Genomic DNA, 16,993 nt, shown 5'->3' with positions numbered 1-16,993 from the left:
AGGCAGGTCAGTTCGATGATAAAACGCGTAATTGGAGTGGCGGACTACGCCGGAATGACGGCGGCCGCATTGTGCCTGCTGCACTGCCTCGGGCCGCCGCTGTTGCTGGCCGCTTTTCCCCTGGTCAACTGGTTCCCGCATGACGACGGGCTGCACGCGTGGCTGCTCATTGTCGTTGCGCTGCCGGCGCTGGTGGCCCTGGTGGCCGGCTTTCGCCAGCACCGGCGTGCGCTGGTCCCGGCCCTCGGCGCCTGCGGCTTCGCCTGTTGCTGCGCGGCGGTGCTGGTGGCCGGCCCGCGTTACGGGCACGGCGCCGAAGCTGTTGTGACCAGCATCGGCGGCTTGTTCATCTTTGCCGCCCACCTCAAGAACCGCGCCTTCTGCGCCAGTTGCGTGATGGCCAAGAAGGCGCGCTGCTGCTGACCACCTTGCCGGTCGTTCAGACAAGTTGACACAAGGAGTACCGCTCGGATGGTGCGTGACAGACGTTGGATTGGGGCGGGATGCGTGATCGTGATCGGATGCGGCATGGCGACGCGCCGCTATCCGTCCGTATTGTCGCATTACTTCGGCAACTATCCCGGCGATGCGCTGTGGGCCTTGCTGGTGTTTTTGCTGTGGGCGTTCTGCCTGCCGCGCGCGAAGACCGGCACCCTGGTCATGCTGGCGCTGGGGACCGCCTTCGCGGTTGAATTTTCACAGCTGTACCAGGCCGCGTGGATCAGGCACCTGCGCGCCACCAGGGCCGGCTACCTGGTGCTCGGCAGCGGCTTCGACTGGCGCGACTTGCTTGCTTACACTGTCGGTATCGGCTTCGGCGCTCTGCTCGAGCGCGCACGCGGCATGCTGCGCTAGCAGCAGTTCCCCAGACAACAAACGATGCAGGCCGGATCGCGGTGCACCCACGGGCCGCGCCGCTTGGCGGCGTGCGTCAGCCAACGATCTCTCAGCTGGTTCAACAGCAGGGCATTCACGCAAATAGCTTGTCCACCGCCGACCATCGGCTCCCACTCTCCCGGATAACGTTGATTGTCAGCTTGACGTGCCATGCCGAAGCGATATTCGTCGTTAGTGTCGCCTTTAACATAATTTCTTGAAAAATAAAGCTTGCGGTGGATTCTCACGATTTTTCGCGCGTAGACTCGCTGAGGATCGCAGGTCGCAAAGCGGGGTTCCCGTGGCAGCAATACCCGGTTCCAGGATGGGAATTCGGGCGCCTCTACCAGACCACGTCCGCAATGGTCGAATGGTCGCCGTCACAATCGACTTCGAAATCCGACCGCGAAATCGGCGCAATCGTGACAAGGAGAACAGACATGCCAGAGCAAAATGAGGAAAAGCCAGGCGTTTACATCGTTATCAGGGATGCGAATGGCAACTACTACGACATTCCAGAAGAACGATTCGGTGAATTTCGTATGAGCGATGAGTTGGTCGAGAAGTTTGTGGCGGCAGCGGCATCGAGTCAGTCCGCAGCGACGCCCCAATCGGCATTCGTCCGGGCGGCGCCTTCCCACAGCGGATTCCAGCAGCCGGCACCCGGTGCTCCGGCACCCGGTGCCTTTGTCAGGGCGTCGCCCGGTGCGTTTGTCCGGGCATCGCCTGGTGCTTTTGTCAGGGCATCGCCCGGTGCGTTCGTGCGCGCGGCGCCAGTACAAATGGTTCCGCATTTTTCAACGTCATTTGCACGTGTTTCTCCAGGCGCGTTTGTGCGAGCCGCACCTGGCGCCTTTGTCCGCGCCGCGCCAGGGGCTTTCCTCCGTGCCGCCCCGGGTGCGTTTGTCCGGGCCGCACCCAGCGTCATGCAGGCAACCACGTTTTCGGTCGCGCCGCAGATGACAGCTCAGCCTCAAGTTGCGCAACAGGCCAGCGTCGGGCAGCAGGGACCCATCATTGTCGGGTCGTGGACGCGCTAATTTCATCGTAAAAACGAAAGGAACTGGAAATGGGCAACCTGTCGGAAATCGAAGAATTTATTCCCGAATATGCCTATGCGTGGCGCCCATACGTGAACTCGAAAGTCATCTATATCGAGGGCAAGGGTGGTGCCGGTGACGCGACGATGGTAATCGATCCATGGAACCAGCATTGGATTATCACCACGCCTGCCGCGGTCGCATTAATCAAGCTGGCAGATGGTAAAACGCGCCTCGCGCAAATCTTGCGGGAGCTGTACGCAAACAAGCACATCACGCCACCGGCTGGTGGCTATCTTGCACTCGTAGACGAGCTGGTCAAGAACGGTATGCTGTTCAACTGTCGGGACTCCCATCGGGAAAGCGGACGGCCAGTCTACAACTTGTCGCAAGTGACTGGCTTGCATCTGGAAGTGACTAACGCGTGCAATATGACGTGTCAGCATTGTTATGTTTCTTCCGGGAAGAAACTGCCAAACGAACTCAGTCTGGAAAACATCAAGGAGGCCATCGACATGCTTCCGCCTTTCACCGGGAAGCGGATTGCCTTGTCTGGTGGAGAGCCGGCGGCGCGGAAAGACCTCGATCAGATCATCGACTACTGTGTAGCATGCGGGCATGACGTGGACGTGTATACCAACGGTAAAAAGTTTCCACGAAGACTCGCTGAACAAATACGCGCACTGAACGGTGGAAGCAGGTCGGTACGCATCCAGGTGAGTCTTGAAGGGGCCACGCGCGAGTTAAATGACGAGGTCCGTGGCCACAAGTCCTTCGATTATGCAATAGAGAGCTTGACCATGTTCAAGGAGATGGGCCTTGGCCCGCACGTGGTCATTTTTGTTTGCCTGACTTCGAAGAATATCCATCAACTACGCGAAATTGTCGAACTCGCCGAACAGGTCGAGGCGGGGATGCTCGTCTTTTCACAATGGCAAAAGCAAGGTAATGCCGCCAACCTGCCGTGGGCTTCCATTGCCCCCTCCAGGGATCAATGGGTACATGCCGGCGATTTCATCCTCGGCTACCGCAATCCGAAACTGAAAGTGTACGGCAATTTTTTTGGAGATATCAGCAACGATCCAGTGACGCGCTATAACTTTGAGGCGCCGCTATTTCCTAAACATACCTACTTTTATAATGCCTTCCCCCGTATTTCCGCAACTGGCGATGTGTGGGCCGATCAAATGTGGGTTGATCCGGACTGGGTGCTTGGGAATGTGAAAGAGACGTCGATCGACACGTGCATGGAATCGCCAAAATTGCTGGAGCAACTAAACAAGATGCGACGGCGGGAATTGCCGGAATGCGAACAGTGTACGTGGAAATCGCTCTGTGAAGGTGGCTCCCCGGGGCACACGTTCGCTGAATATGACGGCGACATGAACCACCGGGATCTCTTCTGTGGCGCCCGTGTGGTCTGGTTTGAGCGCTTCGCGGAGCATCATTTCAGAAAAGCGCTGGGCGATAATGTATCGGTGGAATTCGCGCGGCCGCCCGATCAAGCGCCTCGCCAGGTTGCTTCCACGCAGGTGATCCGGATGATTCCCGTCACAGAAATGCAGGGGGTGGTTGCCAGAGAGTAAGCGTCTGCTCAACTGCTCAGCCCCGTCGCGAGGGGCCAGGTCGACAACGAGACGATGTCCGCCACACCGCCGGGAAGCGGCGTTCCTGCGCCGCCGAGTTGAGCGGTGCAGTTCAAGGGCTGGACATCGTCGACCGGGTTCACAGGATGATCGTCCGCGGCTGGCCCGCCGCCGCTTGGGAAATTCACTGCCGGGTGCCCGACGGCTCCCGGCGTTTACCCGGCCGCCTTGCCCCTGGCAGGCGGCTCCTGCAACCTCTGCTGCAGAAACGCCACCACGGCCGCTTCTTCCGGCTGCAACTCGTGCAACTCCTCCATCAGTTCGCGCCGGGTGCTCTCGCGCATCGCTTCGAGCACGGTGCCGTCCAGATACGCTTCCAGGATCGCCGGATGCACATAGCACTTGCGGCAGATCGACGGCGTGTTGCCCAGCTTTTCCGCCACCGACTCGATCGCCCGCACGATGTTCTTCTTGGCCTGCGCCTCCGAATCGAACTTTTCGAATTCCTGCAGCGCCAGCGCGGCCAGCACCGTGCCCGACCAGGTGCGGAAATCCTTGGCCGTATATTCCTCGCCGGTCATCTCGCGCAGGTAATCGTTCACATCCGACGAATCGACCGTGTGCGCATTGCCGTCATCGTCCTCGTAATGAAACAGTTCCTGCCCCGGCAGGTCGCGGATGCGGGCGATGATGCGCGCCAGGCGCTTATCCTCCACCTTGACGTTATGGAACACGCCGCTCTTGCCCCGGAAACGGAATTCGACCGCCTTGCCGTCGATGCGCACATGCCGGTCGCGCAAGGTAGTGAGCCCGAACGACTTGTTCCTGCGCGCATATTCTTCGTTACCGATCCGCATCATGGTCGCTTCCAGCAGATACACGATGGTGGCGAGCACCTTTTCGCGCGGCAGGCCAGGACGCTTGAGGTCGGCGTCAACGGTGCGGCGGATGGCGGACAGGGCCTTGCCGAAGCTGATCATGCGCTCATACTTGACTTCGTCGCGCAGCTTGCGCCACTTTGCGTGGTAGCGGTACTGCTTGCGCTTTTTGGCGTCGCGCCCGGTGGCCTGCAGGTGGCCGTTGGCCAGCTTGCAGATCCACACGTCGGTCCAGGCCGGCGGAATGGCGAGCGCGCGGATGCGCGCCAGCGTATCGTCATCGGTCACCGCATCGCCGCCGGCGTCGAGGTAGATGAAGTTCTTGCCGTGCGCCTGGCGCGTGATACCGGGCGCGTTGTCGCTGACATAACGCAGTCCGGCGGACTTGGCGGCGGCGAGCACCTCGCCGGATGGCGCCGGGCTCGCGGCGCTGGGTTCGTCTCTTTTCATCGTTGACTCGGTCGTAGTGGAAACATGCCGAACTGCTGTCGGCAGCATGCCAAATACTACACGCGGCCGACCCGGACACGCGCTTCGCTTGACGCGCGCCGAAGGCGGCGACGCAGGCCGGCTGGCGGCGCCCGGCCCAACGCGTCGTCGTCAACGCCGGTCACCGGCGTGGCCTGGCGGCACAGGGCGCCGCCAGGGACTGCCGTGTGCTACATTGCCTCCCCACCTTTTCGTGACGTGTTTGCATGCGTGTAGGCGACCTTGACCTGAATGTCCGCTCGGCCGGCAGCGGCGCACCTTTCCTCTGGGCGCACGGCATGGGCTCGTCCATGCAAGCGGAAGACGCGCTCGACATGCTCCAGTGGCGCCATTTTCCCGCCTCCCTGCGGCTGGTGCGCTACGACGCGCGCGGCCACGGCGGCAACCCGGCAGGCGCGCCGGCGACCTGGCGCGAGCTCGGGCAAGACATGCTGGCCCTGGCCGACGCCATCGGCGAACACCGCTTCATCGCCGGCGGCTGGTCGATGGGCTGCGCCGGCGCGCTGCACGCGGCCCTGCAACAGAGCGCGCGCATCCATGGCCTGGTGCTGCTCCTGCCGCCCACCTTGTGGGAGGCGCGCGTCGCCCAGGCCGCGCTGTACCGGCGCGCCATCGCCCTGGCGCACACGGCGGGCACGGCGCGCGTCGCCAGGTTGGTCGCCGGCCAGGGCGCCGGGCTGCCGCCCTGGCTGCTCGAGGCCGCGCCGCACCTGGCCGCGCTGCGCGCGCCCGCCCCGGACCGGGCGGCCATGCTGGCGCAGTACGAAGGGGCGGCCTTGTCCGACCTGCCGCCGCGCGCGGCCCTGGCCGCCTTGTCCGCCACCCCGGCGCTGATCATCGGATGGGCGGGCGACGCGGCCCATCCGCTGGCCTCGGCCCGGGAACTGCACCGCCTGCTTCCCGGGTCAAGCTTGTTCATTGCACAAAATTACCAGGACGTGCTGGGCATTCCCACGCGCGTGCGCGACTTCGTCCAGGTGTGCGCCGCCACGCGCTGATGCTTGCCGATTACGCCAGCGCAACACCTGTCACCGAAACTGTTGTTGTTGCGCCCATGCTGATATTTTCCATGGGAAATAATGTACACTCAAAAGCATCGGTAACCAGCGCCACACCCCGCGCCGGCAGTGCCCGGGGTGGCGCGCGCAGTCGTGGCGGCTACCCGATTTTCCCGGCCCAGCCCCGCCGATTCGTCGTCCACACCAACTCGTCCGACAATCGCCAAGCTCATGTTCAACCGTCCCCGCTGGCTTCCTGGTCCCGTCTCGCTGAAGGCGCGTTTTTCGCTGGCCGTGGGCATGCTGATCGTCCTGACCGCGACGGTGCTGACGGTCGCGACGGTGCTGATCGTGCAGCGCGGCGTCGAAACGGTGGTCGGCGAGCGCGAGACGTCGCTGATCGGCCAGCTCGCGCGCGACCTCGACAACAAATTCATGATCCGCCAGCAAGCCCTGGTGCGCCTGGCGCGCGACCTGGAACGGCTCCCGCACGCGTCCGCCGCTTTCCAGGACAAGCTCGAGCAATACCACAGCATGGATGGCTTTTTCACCAATCTGTCTGTGCTCGACGCCCAGGGCGAGCATGTGGCCAACATGAACTATCCGCATATGCGGGGCCAGGGCAACTTTTCCACGCGCGACTATTTTCTCGACACCATCCGGAGCGACGGCCCGATCATCTCGCGCCCCCTGCGCAGCCAGATCAGCGGTCGCCCGGTGATCATCATGACCGCGCCCATCCACGACAAGGATGGCCAGATCAGCCACATCCTGATCGGCGCCATCGACCTGGCCAAGAATAGCTTCATCAAGGAACTGTCGATCGGGCAGGTCGGCAAGACCGGTTACTTCTATATCCTGAGCCGCGAAGGCGAGTTCGTCTCGCACCCGGACGAGCGCCGCATCCTGCAGCGCAGCGGCGATGGCGGCAAGCGCGCGGCCTCGGTCGAGCAGGCCCTGGCCGGCTTCGAAGGCACGCTGCGCTCGACGGCCGAGAACGGCGCCGAGGCGCTGCTCTCGTACAAGCGCCTGGCCAGCACCGGCTGGCTGCTGTGCGGCGTATACCCGACCGCCGAAGCGTTCGCCTTTGCCGGCAAGATCGGCTGGAACGCGGCCATCATCGCCGCCTTGCTGGTGCTGGTGATGGGGCCGGTGGCCTGGCTGCTGATCGGGCGCCAGTTGCAGCCGCTCAAGCACCTGGGCCGGCAGATGGCGGCCGGGCGCGCTGCGCAGGCGCCCGGCGCGCCCTACGCGGACGATGAAATCGGCGAGCTGCAGCGCGCTTTCGACACCCTGATGGCCGAGCGCGACCAGGCCGAACGCGCCGTCGCCGACAGCGAGCGCAACCTGCGCATGGTGGCCGACAACGTACCGGCGCTGGTCGGCTATGTCGACAAACACGAACGCTTCGTCTTCGGCAACGAGCGCTACAGCGCCTATTTCGGCGTCTCGGCGCGCCAGTTGTCCGGCAAGAACGTGCGCGACGTGGTCGGCGAGGCGATCTACACGGTCAGCAAACCTTACCTGGACGCCGCCCTGAGCGGGCGCGCGGTGCGCTTCGAGCGCCAGGTGCGGCGCCACGGCCTCATCCAGTGGGACCGGGTCGCCTACAATCCCGACATCGACGCGCACGGCGTGGTGCAGGGCTACTTCGTGCTGGTCGACGACATCACCGAGCTCAAGGCAACCCAGCAAGTGCTGGCGGCCAGCGAAAAGCGCATCCGCACCATTGCCGACAACATGCCGGCGCTGATCGGCTATGTCGACACCGAATACCGCTACACCTTCTGCAACCGCGCCTACAGCACCATCACCGAGATCGCCCCGGAGCAGATCGTCGGGCGCACCGTCAGCGACGTGTTCGGCCCCAAGGTGTTCGCGGCGGTGGCGGCGCAGATGGCGGCGGCGCTGGCCGGCCGGCGCGTCTCGTTCGAGCGGCCCGCCGCCGAGCTCAAGGGCAACCGCTACCTGCAAACCGAGTACATTCCCGACATCGGGCAAGATGGCAAGGTCGCCGGTTTCTACACCATGGTGATGGATATCACCGAGCGCAAGGCGGCCGAGCTGGCCCTGGCCGCGCAGCAGCGCCTGCTGCACACGGTGACCGACAACCTGCCGGCGCTGGTCAACTTCATGGACCGGGAAGGGCGCTTCGGCTTCGTGAACCGCCATCACGAAAGCTGGTTCGGGGTGCCGCTGGCGCGCATCCACGGCAGCCTGGTGAGCAGCCTGTTCAGCGAAGCGGAAGCCGAGATCCACCAGCGCGCCTTCGACGAAGCGATCACCGGGCGCACCGTCAAGTTCGACTTTGCCCGCATGCAGGGCGGCGACAAGCGCCACTACCACGCCACCTACATCCCGCAGGTCGATTGCGCCGGCCACGCGGTCGGCGTCACCGGCCTGGTCAACGACGTCACCGACGCCAAGCGGCTCGAAGAGCAACTGAGCGCGCTGGCCCGCTTCGACGCGCTCACCGGCTTACCGAACCGCACCCAGCTGACCGAGCGCATCGGCCGCGCCCAGACCCGCAGCGCCCGCAACGGCAACGTGATGGCCGTGATGTACCTCGACCTCGACAAATTCAAGTCGATCAACGACAGCTTCGGCCACAGCGGCGGCGACCTCGTGCTGATTGAGTTCGGCCGCCGCCTCACCGCCTGCGTGCGCCAGAGCGACACGGTGGGCCGCCTGGCCGGCGACGAATTCGTGATCCTGCTCGAAGGCTTGCAAACCGTGGCCGAATGCGCCGTGGTGGCGCGCAAGATCATCAAGGTCATGGAAAAACCCTTCGATATCGACGGCGTGGCGCGCATTGTCAGCACCAGCATCGGCGTGGCCACCGCCGAAAACGGCCTGGCCGGGGTCGACACCTTGCTCAAACATGCCGACGACGCCCTGTACCGCGCCAAGGATTCCGGACGCAACCGCTATGCGATGACGTCGGTCAAGTAAATGCCGCGCCTGAGCCATAGCGATTATCCAAGCGGAATGATTTCTGATGTTTTCTGCAAGAAATTGGATATTCAGGCATGCTGGAATCCTGATCACCGGTTTCCAGGCTCCACATGAATTACCTCGCTCATATTTACCTGGCCCGCTACAGCGACGAGGCCATGCTCGGCGCCTTGCTGGGCGACTTTGTCAAACCCAGCGCGGACGGGCAGTTCAGCGCCGTCACGCAAGCCGAAATCCTGATTCACCGCAAGGTCGATACCTTTACCGACAGTCACCCTGTGGTGTTGGCCGCCAAAAGCCTGTTCGACGGGCCGGGCCGGCGCTATTCCGGCATTTTGCTCGACGTGTTTTACGACCATGTGCTGGCGGTGCGCTGGGCGCGTTATTCCGGGGTGCCGCTGGCCGATTTTATCGCCGGCTTTTATGGGGTATTGACCCGGCAGGCCGCCGTGCTGCCGCCCAAGCTGGCCGAACTGGCGCCGTACATGATCGAACAGGACTGGCTCGGCTCATATCAACGCTATGCCGGTGTCGATCGGGCGGTGCGGCGCATTTCAACGCGCCTGTCGAAAAACGGCGATGTCATGCGCGCGGCGCTGGACGACCTGGAACGGCATGCCGCCACGATTACCGACGGCTTTGACGTGTTCTTCCCCGAATTAATCACTTTTGTAGAAAGCCAACGCAATGAAAGACAATAAACACTACGTGGCGATTTGCCGGTTTTATGGGGATAAACGCGCCGGGCGCTCGGGCGTGCCGCTGATCGCGCATATCGACGAAGGCCTGGCCCTGCTCGATGAAATCGGTGCGCCGGAACGGGCCAGGGAAGCGTTTTGCCTGCATCCGCTGCTCCAGGACGACGCTGCGCTGCTTGGCGCGCTGGCGCCGGACTCGACGTTCGCGCTCGCCCGGCCCGACCCGCTGGTGGTGCTGCTGGCGATGGAATACCGGCGCGTGGCCAACGACTATCTGGCGCACCATTGCGAGAGCGCGGACGATGCCATCGCTTTGAGCTGCGTGGACGAGGTGAACCAGATGCTGATCGCCGATAAAATCCAGAACCGCAAGGATTTCGAGCGTTTTCACCTCGGCACGCACCACAACAGCGACACCTTGCAGCTGTATTTCGCCAACTGGCTGCGCCGGCTCGGCGTGTCCGAAGAGCGCTACGCGCAATTATGCGGGTGCGTGCCGGACTCCGTGGCGAGCGCGCCTATTTCGGCCGTGGCGGCGGCGGCAGCGGGTTAAATTCCATCGACCAGATCACCGAATTGATTTTCCAGCCAGCGTCGGTGCGCACCAGGTGCCAGGCTTCCTGGCCCCAGTTCTGCTTGTAGCCGTCGCGCACGTAGCTGTAGTCGAACCAGATCTGGGCGATATCGCCGTTCGAGTCGATCCGCAGCTTATCGACGGTTTCTTCGATCCGCTGCTCGCTTGCGACGATATGATCGATGAATTCGGTCGCGCTGCCGGTGCCGGACACCTTCTTGAAGCCCGGTTTGGACTGGTCCTTGCGCATCGCGTCGATCATGTTGACGCTGTTATCGGTGGTGACGCCGATCCAGGCAATCGTGGGGGAATACAGCAGGCCCATGAAAGCCGGTTTGTCCTTCTTGATAACGGCCAGGCGAAACGTTTCGACCACGTTTTCCAGCGCCGCGATATCGGCCTTGGGCGTGCTGGCGGTGGCGGTGGCGGTGGCGGCGAATGCCGGCATGGACGAGAAAACCAGTGCTGCGATGATCCAGTGTTTCATGAAACCCTTTGCGTTGAAGTCGTCACGGTGGATACGCAATGTAGCATGAAATTTGCCGGCAAGATTGGCTTTTTGGTATGCATTTCCGGTCCGCTCATTTCATCCGCAGGCGGCGCGAAAAATCGAGCGCCACCGCCAGCAAGCCGAGCGCGCCGCCCACCAGAAGCGCCGCCGTCCCCACGTGCGCCAGCAGCAGCCCGGCCACTCCCACGCCGGTGGCCTGGCCCATGAAAAAGCACGATGCGAAGGCCGACACGGCCGCGCCGCGACGCTCGGGCGCCATCTGGGTCGCATGCGTCTGCAAGGTGTTGTGCAGCATGTAAAAACCGAGGCCCGCGCACAAGGTGGCGGGCGTCGCCAGCCACCACACCGGCGCGAGGCCGACCGCGGCCAGCGACAACAGCGGCACGGCGCTGGCGGGAATGGGGGAGGCTTGCGTCATCGGTGTGACAAGCATGTTTCAAACGTGCAATTATCCGCGCAATCGGGCGCGCTTGCATCGCGGTGCAGCCTGGCGCTAGACTGCTATTCACGATGACTGTGCCGGTGGAGGAGAAGATGCGTTTGCAGGGAGGATGTTATTGCGGCGCGGTGCGCTACGAAACGTCGGAACGGATGTTCCATCAAACCATGTGCCACTGTCCGAGCTGCCGTCGCCTCAGCGGCGCGCCGCATGTGGCCTGGTTCAGCGTGGCGCGCGCCGATTACCGGGTCACGGCCGGCACGCCGGCGCAGTTCGCGTCCAGTGCGGGCGTCATGCGCAGCTTTTGCGGCGCCTGCGGCACCCAGTTGACCTACGCCCGCAGCGACACGCCGGACCAGATCGACGTCACCACTTGCAGCCTGGACGAGCCCGAAGCGGTAGCGCCGCGCGACCATACTTTTACCGCCTATCGGCTGGACTGGGACCACATCGGCGACGGCATGACGCAATACCTGCGCCTGCGCGACGAGTAGCCTAAAACGAATAGACCAAGGTCAGCGAGGTCTGGGTATCGGTGTTCTTCTTGTCTGCCGGCACGTTGGTATCGTTGCGGGCGCTGAAGGCCGCCTTCATCTGCATGGTGCCATTGATCTTGGTGCTCAGGGCCGCCTCGGCGATCGAGTGGACATTCGAGGTGCCGCGCTCGACGCTGACCACTTGCGAGAACTGTGCGCTCTGGCTGACCTGCCAGCGCATGGCGGCCGCGCCGCGCACCGTGAAGCCGCTTTCCGGCTCGCCGGTGGCGCGTTCGCCGCTGAAGTAGCCCGGGCCGATTTCGACATCGACGCTGGCCGCAGGCGAGCTGTACCAGCGCGTGCTGCGCCCGACCGCCATGGTGGTGTAGCTGCTGTAAGCGCCGAACTTGTCGCCCACGTGGGCCGCCAGCACGAACAGTTTTTCGTTGTCCTTGACCAGTTTATAGGCCGCCTTGGCCGAGAGCGAATAGCGTTCGGCCGAGCGCTCCGAGCTGCGCTTACCCTCGCTGTCGTTGACTTCGTCTTCCTTGAAGTGGCCGGCCACGATGTACTGGTTGCTCCAGTCATCGAGTTCCTGGCGCGCATCGATCTTGCCGGAGACGGAGGTGCCGGCGGTGTTGCCGGAGGTACTGATGGCGCCTAGTTCGGCGGAGGTGTGCCAGCTGTCGTCGATGCGGTCGCTGGCAAGGGCAAGGGCAGGGGCGCAGGCCACGGCCAGGGCGATGAGCGGTAGGAGTTTCATAAGCTTGGTGCGGGTGAAAGATTGCCCGCATTGTAACCGAGCTCGGCTTTGTCCGCCCGCCCACCGGGATCGGCGCCCCCGCTTGCTCGCTCGCGCCGCCGTAGCGCTTACTGCAAGCTGGCGATGCGTTGCGAACGCGCGCTCTGGGCGGCGCTGTCTTGCAGCATCAGGCTGTGGCGGGCCGCCTTGAGCGTGGCCACGTCGCGCGCCAGCGCGCCCGCGGCGAACTTGCGCACGCCCGGCAGTTCGCGCTTGGTCCACGCCGCCGCGCTGTTGTAACGCTCGATCGTGGGCGCGCTCACCGCAGCGGGCGTGTCCGCCGCTTCGTCGCTGATGAGCGCCATGTCATTGTCATCTTCCGCCTCGGGCGCGGCCGGCCCGGCGCTGCCCGCCACCACCGCCACGGTCTGCTCCGCCGCTGGGCAGGGCGCGTCGGTCAGGGTCACCTTGCCGCCGCTGTCGATGCATTTGACGATCTCGGCGTCGGCAAAAACGGCTGACGACAACATCAGGCCAGCGAAGAACATGCTGCGGGTAAGGGCTCGGTGAATCATGGTGGTGCTCCTGTTTGCGAATGAGTCCATTTTGCGCAGTTCGTCGTTCCCTATCTGTTCGTTACCACACGCTGTTGTTTTTACATTGAACTTTCACCGATGAAATTATTATTCTGACGCAAACGGTTGCGCACGGTTGGGTACGGCGGCCGGTAGCCTGATAAGGAAAGTACAATGTTTTATATAGGCGGACTCAGCTTCCGCACTGATTACAGGCGGCAATTCGCATGCATATTCGCGCTTACCTGTTCCTGATGGCCGCCGGCATCCTGGTGCCGGTGATCGTGTTCGCCAGCCTGGCCCTGGCCATGCTGCAAAACGCCGAGCGCAACGCGGCCCTGCGCGGGCTGCGGGAAACCGCGAACAGCATCGCCTTGCTGGTCGACCGCGAGCTCTACAGCGCCGAAGCGGGCTTGCGCGTGCTGGGCGGCTCGCCCTCGCTGGCCGAGGGCGACCTGAAAACGTTCTATGCCCAGGCGCGGCGCGCCAACCGCGGCAGCACCGGCTGGACCGTCCTGCTCGATGCGCAAGGCCAGCAACTGATCAATACGTTCCTTCCCTACGGCAGCGCGCTGCCCAAGCCGCACGCTGGCGACCTGGTGCGGCAAGTGATCGCCACCCAGAAAACCTATGTGTCCGACGTGATTCCCGGCCCGGTGGTCAAGGGACTGGTCACCACGGTGACCGTGCCGGTGCCGATCGACGATGGCAAGCGCTATGTGCTGACGGTGGCGTTTTCGACCGACCATTTCACGCGCCTGATCGCCAGCGTGGATGTGCCGCCGGGCTGGGTGGTGGGCATTATCGACAGCAAGGGGCGCTTCATCGCGCGCAACCAGAATCCGGGGGCGCTGATCGGCAAGCAGGCGCGCCCGGAACTGGTGGCGGCGGCGGCCAGGGCGCACACCGGGCAAATCCGCCACAACACCATCGAAGGCACCGAGGCCTACGACGTCTTCACCCATTCCACCCTGTCCGGCTGGACCCTGGCCGTGGCCGCGCCGGTCGAACTGATCGAGCGCTCGGCGCGGCACGCCTCGTTTGTGGCCGCCATGGGGATGCTCGCGGCCATGCTGTGCGCGGTGGCGCTGGCCGTGTATTTCGGGCGCCAGCAGGTGCGCTCGATCGCGCGCGCGGTCAAGGCCGCCACCGACCTCGGCGCCGGCGTCTCGCCCAAGCCGGTCCGTTCGCGGGTGGTGGAAATGAACGAACTGCACGCGGCCCTGCACGCGGCCGGCGAGCAGATGCTGCAGGCGCAGGCCTACCGCCGCCATGCCGAGGCCGACCGCCAGGCCTTGCTCGACGGCGAAAAGAAAGCGCGCCAGATGGCCGAGCAGCAAAACAGCGCCAAGGACCAGTTCCTGGCCATGCTCGGCCACGAACTGCGCAATCCGCTGGCGCCGATCAGCACCGCCGCCCAGTTGCTGCGCCTGCAACCGGGCGACGCGCGCCGGGTGCGCTACGCCAGCGACGTGATTTCGCGCCAGGTCGAGCACATGAACAGCTTGCTGGGCGACATGCTCGACGTCTCGCGCGTCACGCGCGGGCTGGTCACCCTGAGCCTGGAGGAGATCGAGCTCGACGCCGTCATCGACCGCGCCCTCGAGCAGACCCACAGCCTGGTCGAGTCCGCGCACCACCGGGTCGAGGTCACGTTGCCGCCGACCCCGATCCGTATGCGCGGCGACAAGACGCGCCTGGTGCAGATCTTCGCCAACCTGCTGGGCAATGCCGCCAAGTACACCCCGCCCAACGGCCGCATCGGCATCGAGGCGCGCCTGGAAGGCGAGCACGTGGTGGTGGTGGTCAGCGATACCGGCGAAGGACTCACGCCCGAACTGGCGCCGCGCGTGTTCGACCTGTTTTCGCAGGGCGAGCGCAAGCCGGACCGCGCCCAGGGCGGACTCGGCCTGGGGCTGGCCCTGGTGCGCAGCCTGGTCGAGCTGCACGGCGGCACGGTGACGGCGGCCAGTCCCGGGCCGGGGCAGGGCAGCAGCTTCACCGTGACCCTGCCGTGCCAGCCGACAGCGCTGGCGGCGGCGAGCCCCAAGCGCCGCCGCAGCGACGCGCGCGGCCCCTCGCTGCGCGTGATGATCGTGGACGACAATGTCGACGGCGCGATCAGCCTGTCGCTGTTCCTGGAGGCCGCCGGCGGGCACAATGTGTGCACCTATTACGACGCCAGCGCCGCGCTGGCCTGGGCCGAGTCGGAAGCGCCGGACGCCTTCATCCTCGACATCGGCCTGCCCGACATCACCGGCTACGAACTGGCGCGGCGCCTGCGGGCCATGCCGCGTTTCCGCGATTGCCTGTTCATCGCCCTGACCGGGTATGGCCAGCCGCAGGACCAGCAACTGGCGCGCGACGCCGGTTTCGACCATCATCTGGCCAAGCCGGCCGATCCGCAGTACGTGCTGGACCTGCTGCGCACGCCGCGCAAGGCAGGCAAGCGGCGCGCCGCTGGCAAAAGGGCATAGAGCCTGTCTCGGTAGATCGGCTCTTGGCGCTGGCGCTGCCAATTTGTTACCATGGCGCCTCATTAGCCACCGATCTGTCTTCCCATGCCCAAAAACAAGCGCCCCTTCCCCCGCAAGTCCGCCATCCCGCCGCAGGAGGATGACGATGTGCTGGCCCAGCAACTGGCCGACCTTGCGCTGGCCGTCGCCAGTGAAGAAGGCGATGCCGCCGCCATCGCCCTGCGCGACGTCGAGCTGGCGCGGCTGGTGCGCAACGCCTTGCGCAAGAAGAACGACGACGTGCTGTACGGCGCCATCGAGCGCGCGCGCTACACCGATGCGGTGGCCTACCAGTTGCTGCGCGAGCGGATCGAAGAAGCGGCCGGCACCGTCACCCTGCGGCGCGAGAATGGCCCGGAGATGGAAATCAACGCCTTTGCCCTGCCGGTATTCGTGCACAGCACGGGCGGGCTGAAGGAAGCGCAAGGCTTCAACGATGGCGACGCCTTCGACCAGTTGGTCGAGAGTATCAAGCAGGGCGGCCTGGAGAGTCCCCAGGCCACGGTGGTGATGATCAGCCACGCCTACGACCTGGACGAAGTCGATGCCATCACCTACAGCCACCTGAACGACATGGTGCGCGACGCGGCCGGCTCGATGACCGAGAAAAAACTGGTGGCGCGCCCGGCGCTCGAACGCAGCATGACCGGCTGGGCCGATACCCACTTCGGCCCCGCCGACACGGCGGTCGAACTGCGCTTCCTGCTCGGCTTTGCGATGAAGCGCGCCGACGATCCGTTTTACGCCGCGCCGGAAGGCGAAGCAGCGGCCGAGGCCTGGTTCGACGCGCGCATGGCGCGTTACCGCGCCTGGACCGTGGCGGCGGGGCCGCTGGTCAAGCGCTGCCTGGCCCTTGATCCGGCCTCGCTCGAGCTGCACTTTCTGTACCAGGACCTGTTCTACGGCGCCAAGGAGCAGGGCGTGGCCGAACTGGCCATGCTGCAAATGATCAGCGACGTCAACGCGGCGCTGGAAGAGCGCGGGGTGGCGGGGACCGAGGTGCGCGCCATGGTCGGTCCGGCCGCGGTGGAAGACGAGATGGTGATGCGGGTCAACCTGAGCGATGCGGCCGGCGTGTTGCTGGCCTCGCTGGAAAAGCCGCTCGACGTGGCCGCCGACCTGCGGGGCGAGGTGGACGATCTGTGCGATGCGCTCGCCTCGCTGGGGATCACCTCGACGTCGGTGGCGCTGCGCTTCGGTGAAGATGGCCAGCCGATCGAAGCGCGCGCCTGGCAGGCGTAAGTTTATTGCACCCTGGCATTGGCCAGGCAAGCCCAGGCGACCAGCATCACCACCATGCCGGTCATGCTCAGGCAGGCGCAGGTGAAAAACCAGGCCGGCCACAGGCTCGCCTGCATCGAACGTTCGAACAGGCAGCCCATGCCGAAGCCGAACAGGGTCAGCGCGGACCAGCGCCGCAGGTAAGTCGGGAAGTGGCGGCACATGGCGCGGTTGTGCCGCAGCGCCGCGTGCCGCTCGACCACATTGCGCGCCGCGCCCGGGTCGGCGAACAGCCAGTCGAAGAACAGGAAGCGATACCACAGCGTGAGGAAGGGGAGTTCGCCGGCGCCATGCTCGGAGGTGGGCGTATCTGCCATGGTGGGGCCTTTGCTGGACGGTACCGACACTGGCGCGCTGCG

At 64.5% G+C, this 16,993-nt stretch carries 18 protein-coding genes; 11 read left to right on the top strand and 7 right to left on the bottom strand.

Annotated elements, in window-relative coordinates; translation table 11 throughout:
• Window positions 1-54 precede the first annotated feature (54 nt).
• On the top strand, window positions 55-423 hold the full coding sequence (locus tag F2P46_RS20275; protein ID WP_166893489.1) for a MerC domain-containing protein: 369 nt from the start codon (window positions 55-57) through the stop codon (window positions 421-423).
• Window positions 424-507: 84 nt separating this feature from the next.
• Window positions 508-855 carry a DUF2809 domain-containing protein gene (locus F2P46_RS20270; RefSeq protein ID WP_368737935.1) on the top strand — a complete coding sequence of 116 codons (348 nt, stop codon included), beginning with the start codon at window positions 508-510 and terminating at the stop codon, window positions 853-855.
• On the opposite strand, the gene F2P46_RS20265 is transcribed toward F2P46_RS20270, so the two are convergent.
• Window positions 852-1,124, bottom strand: a complete 273-nt coding sequence (locus F2P46_RS20265) for a hypothetical protein (RefSeq protein ID WP_166893485.1) — start codon at window positions 1,122-1,124, stop codon at window positions 852-854. The two genes, F2P46_RS20270 and F2P46_RS20265, sit on opposite strands and share 4 nt — an antisense overlap.
• A 192-nt stretch (window positions 1,125-1,316) precedes the next feature.
• Between F2P46_RS20265 and F2P46_RS37780 the strand changes: the two genes are divergently transcribed.
• Window positions 1,317-1,916: a hypothetical protein gene (locus tag F2P46_RS37780; RefSeq protein WP_229509369.1), complete on the top strand. Its 600-nt coding sequence runs from the start codon at window positions 1,317-1,319 to the stop codon at window positions 1,914-1,916.
• A 29-nt stretch (window positions 1,917-1,945) separates the two neighbouring features.
• Window positions 1,946-3,502: a radical SAM protein gene (locus F2P46_RS20255; RefSeq protein ID WP_166893481.1), complete on the top strand. Its 1,557-nt coding sequence runs from the start codon at window positions 1,946-1,948 to the stop codon at window positions 3,500-3,502.
• A gap of 215 nt (window positions 3,503-3,717) precedes the next feature.
• Here F2P46_RS20255 and F2P46_RS20250 read toward each other — a convergent pair whose 3' ends face one another.
• Window positions 3,718-4,830, bottom strand: coding sequence for a DNA topoisomerase IB (locus F2P46_RS20250; RefSeq protein ID WP_166893479.1), 1,113 nt, complete (start codon window positions 4,828-4,830; stop codon window positions 3,718-3,720).
• A 245-nt stretch (window positions 4,831-5,075) separates the two neighbouring features.
• Between F2P46_RS20250 and F2P46_RS20245 the strand changes: the two genes are divergently transcribed.
• The 4 genes from F2P46_RS20245 to F2P46_RS20230 all read left to right on the top strand — a co-directional run bounded on the left by F2P46_RS20245 (window position 5,076) and on the right by F2P46_RS20230 (window position 10,073).
• Window positions 5,076-5,867: an alpha/beta fold hydrolase gene (locus F2P46_RS20245; RefSeq protein WP_166893477.1), complete on the top strand. Its 792-nt coding sequence runs from the start codon at window positions 5,076-5,078 to the stop codon at window positions 5,865-5,867.
• 231 nt (window positions 5,868-6,098) lie between these two features.
• On the top strand, window positions 6,099-8,819 hold the full coding sequence (locus F2P46_RS20240) for a PAS domain-containing protein (RefSeq protein ID WP_166893475.1): 2,721 nt from the start codon (window positions 6,099-6,101) through the stop codon (window positions 8,817-8,819).
• Window positions 8,820-8,932: 113 nt separating this feature from the next.
• Complete coding sequence (locus tag F2P46_RS20235; protein ID WP_166893473.1) at window positions 8,933-9,523, top strand: ACP phosphodiesterase; 591 nt, start codon at window positions 8,933-8,935, stop codon at window positions 9,521-9,523.
• The gene (locus F2P46_RS20230) at window positions 9,510-10,073 is read left to right on the top strand and encodes a hypothetical protein (RefSeq protein WP_166893471.1); all 564 of its coding nucleotides are present in this window, start codon (window positions 9,510-9,512) and stop codon (window positions 10,071-10,073) included. The genes F2P46_RS20235 and F2P46_RS20230 overlap by 14 nt, the downstream gene beginning before the upstream one ends.
• Here F2P46_RS20230 and F2P46_RS20225 read toward each other — a convergent pair.
• Entirely contained in the window at window positions 10,039-10,581 is a 543-nt protein-coding gene (locus tag F2P46_RS20225; RefSeq protein ID WP_166893470.1) for a nuclear transport factor 2 family protein, read from the bottom strand. The genes F2P46_RS20230 and F2P46_RS20225 overlap by 35 nt on opposite strands.
• Window positions 10,582-10,675: 94 nt before the next feature.
• Window positions 10,676-11,038: an MFS transporter gene (locus tag F2P46_RS20220; RefSeq protein ID WP_166893468.1), complete on the bottom strand. Its 363-nt coding sequence runs from the start codon at window positions 11,036-11,038 to the stop codon at window positions 10,676-10,678.
• A gap of 101 nt (window positions 11,039-11,139) precedes the next feature.
• Here F2P46_RS20220 and F2P46_RS20215 point away from each other — a divergent pair, with 101 nt between their 5' ends.
• Window positions 11,140-11,538, top strand: a complete 399-nt coding sequence (locus F2P46_RS20215) for a GFA family protein (protein WP_166893465.1) — start codon at window positions 11,140-11,142, stop codon at window positions 11,536-11,538.
• A 1-nt stretch (window position 11,539) separates the two neighbouring features.
• On the opposite strand, the gene F2P46_RS20210 is transcribed toward F2P46_RS20215, so the two are convergent.
• Window positions 11,540-12,283 (bottom strand): DUF481 domain-containing protein, encoded by a 744-nt coding sequence (locus tag F2P46_RS20210; RefSeq protein WP_166893463.1) that lies wholly within the window; start codon window positions 12,281-12,283, stop codon window positions 11,540-11,542.
• A 107-nt stretch (window positions 12,284-12,390) separates the two neighbouring features.
• On the bottom strand, window positions 12,391-12,837 hold the full coding sequence (locus F2P46_RS20205) for a DUF4124 domain-containing protein (RefSeq protein ID WP_166893461.1): 447 nt from the start codon (window positions 12,835-12,837) through the stop codon (window positions 12,391-12,393).
• 227 nt (window positions 12,838-13,064) lie between these two features.
• Between F2P46_RS20205 and F2P46_RS20200 the strand changes: the two genes are divergently transcribed.
• On the top strand, window positions 13,065-15,314 hold the full coding sequence (locus F2P46_RS20200; protein WP_166893459.1) for an ATP-binding protein: 2,250 nt from the start codon (window positions 13,065-13,067) through the stop codon (window positions 15,312-15,314).
• A gap of 84 nt (window positions 15,315-15,398) precedes the next feature.
• Window positions 15,399-16,595 (top strand): DUF2863 family protein, encoded by a 1,197-nt coding sequence (locus tag F2P46_RS20195; RefSeq protein WP_166893457.1) that lies wholly within the window; start codon window positions 15,399-15,401, stop codon window positions 16,593-16,595.
• Between the two features lie 2 nt (window positions 16,596-16,597).
• Here the strand turns inward: F2P46_RS20195 and F2P46_RS20190 are convergent, their stop codons facing one another.
• Window positions 16,598-16,951 (bottom strand): hypothetical protein, encoded by a 354-nt coding sequence (locus tag F2P46_RS20190; protein ID WP_166893456.1) that lies wholly within the window; start codon window positions 16,949-16,951, stop codon window positions 16,598-16,600.
• Window positions 16,952-16,993 lie beyond the last annotated feature (42 nt).

Origin of the sequence: Massilia sp. CCM 8734, from assembly GCF_011682155.1 — a bacterium.
Taxonomy (GTDB): domain Bacteria; phylum Pseudomonadota; class Gammaproteobacteria; order Burkholderiales; family Burkholderiaceae_D; genus Telluria_A; species Telluria_A rubra.
The sequence above is the reverse complement of the archived record's forward strand: the minus strand, read 5'-3'. Positions and strand labels throughout refer to the sequence as shown.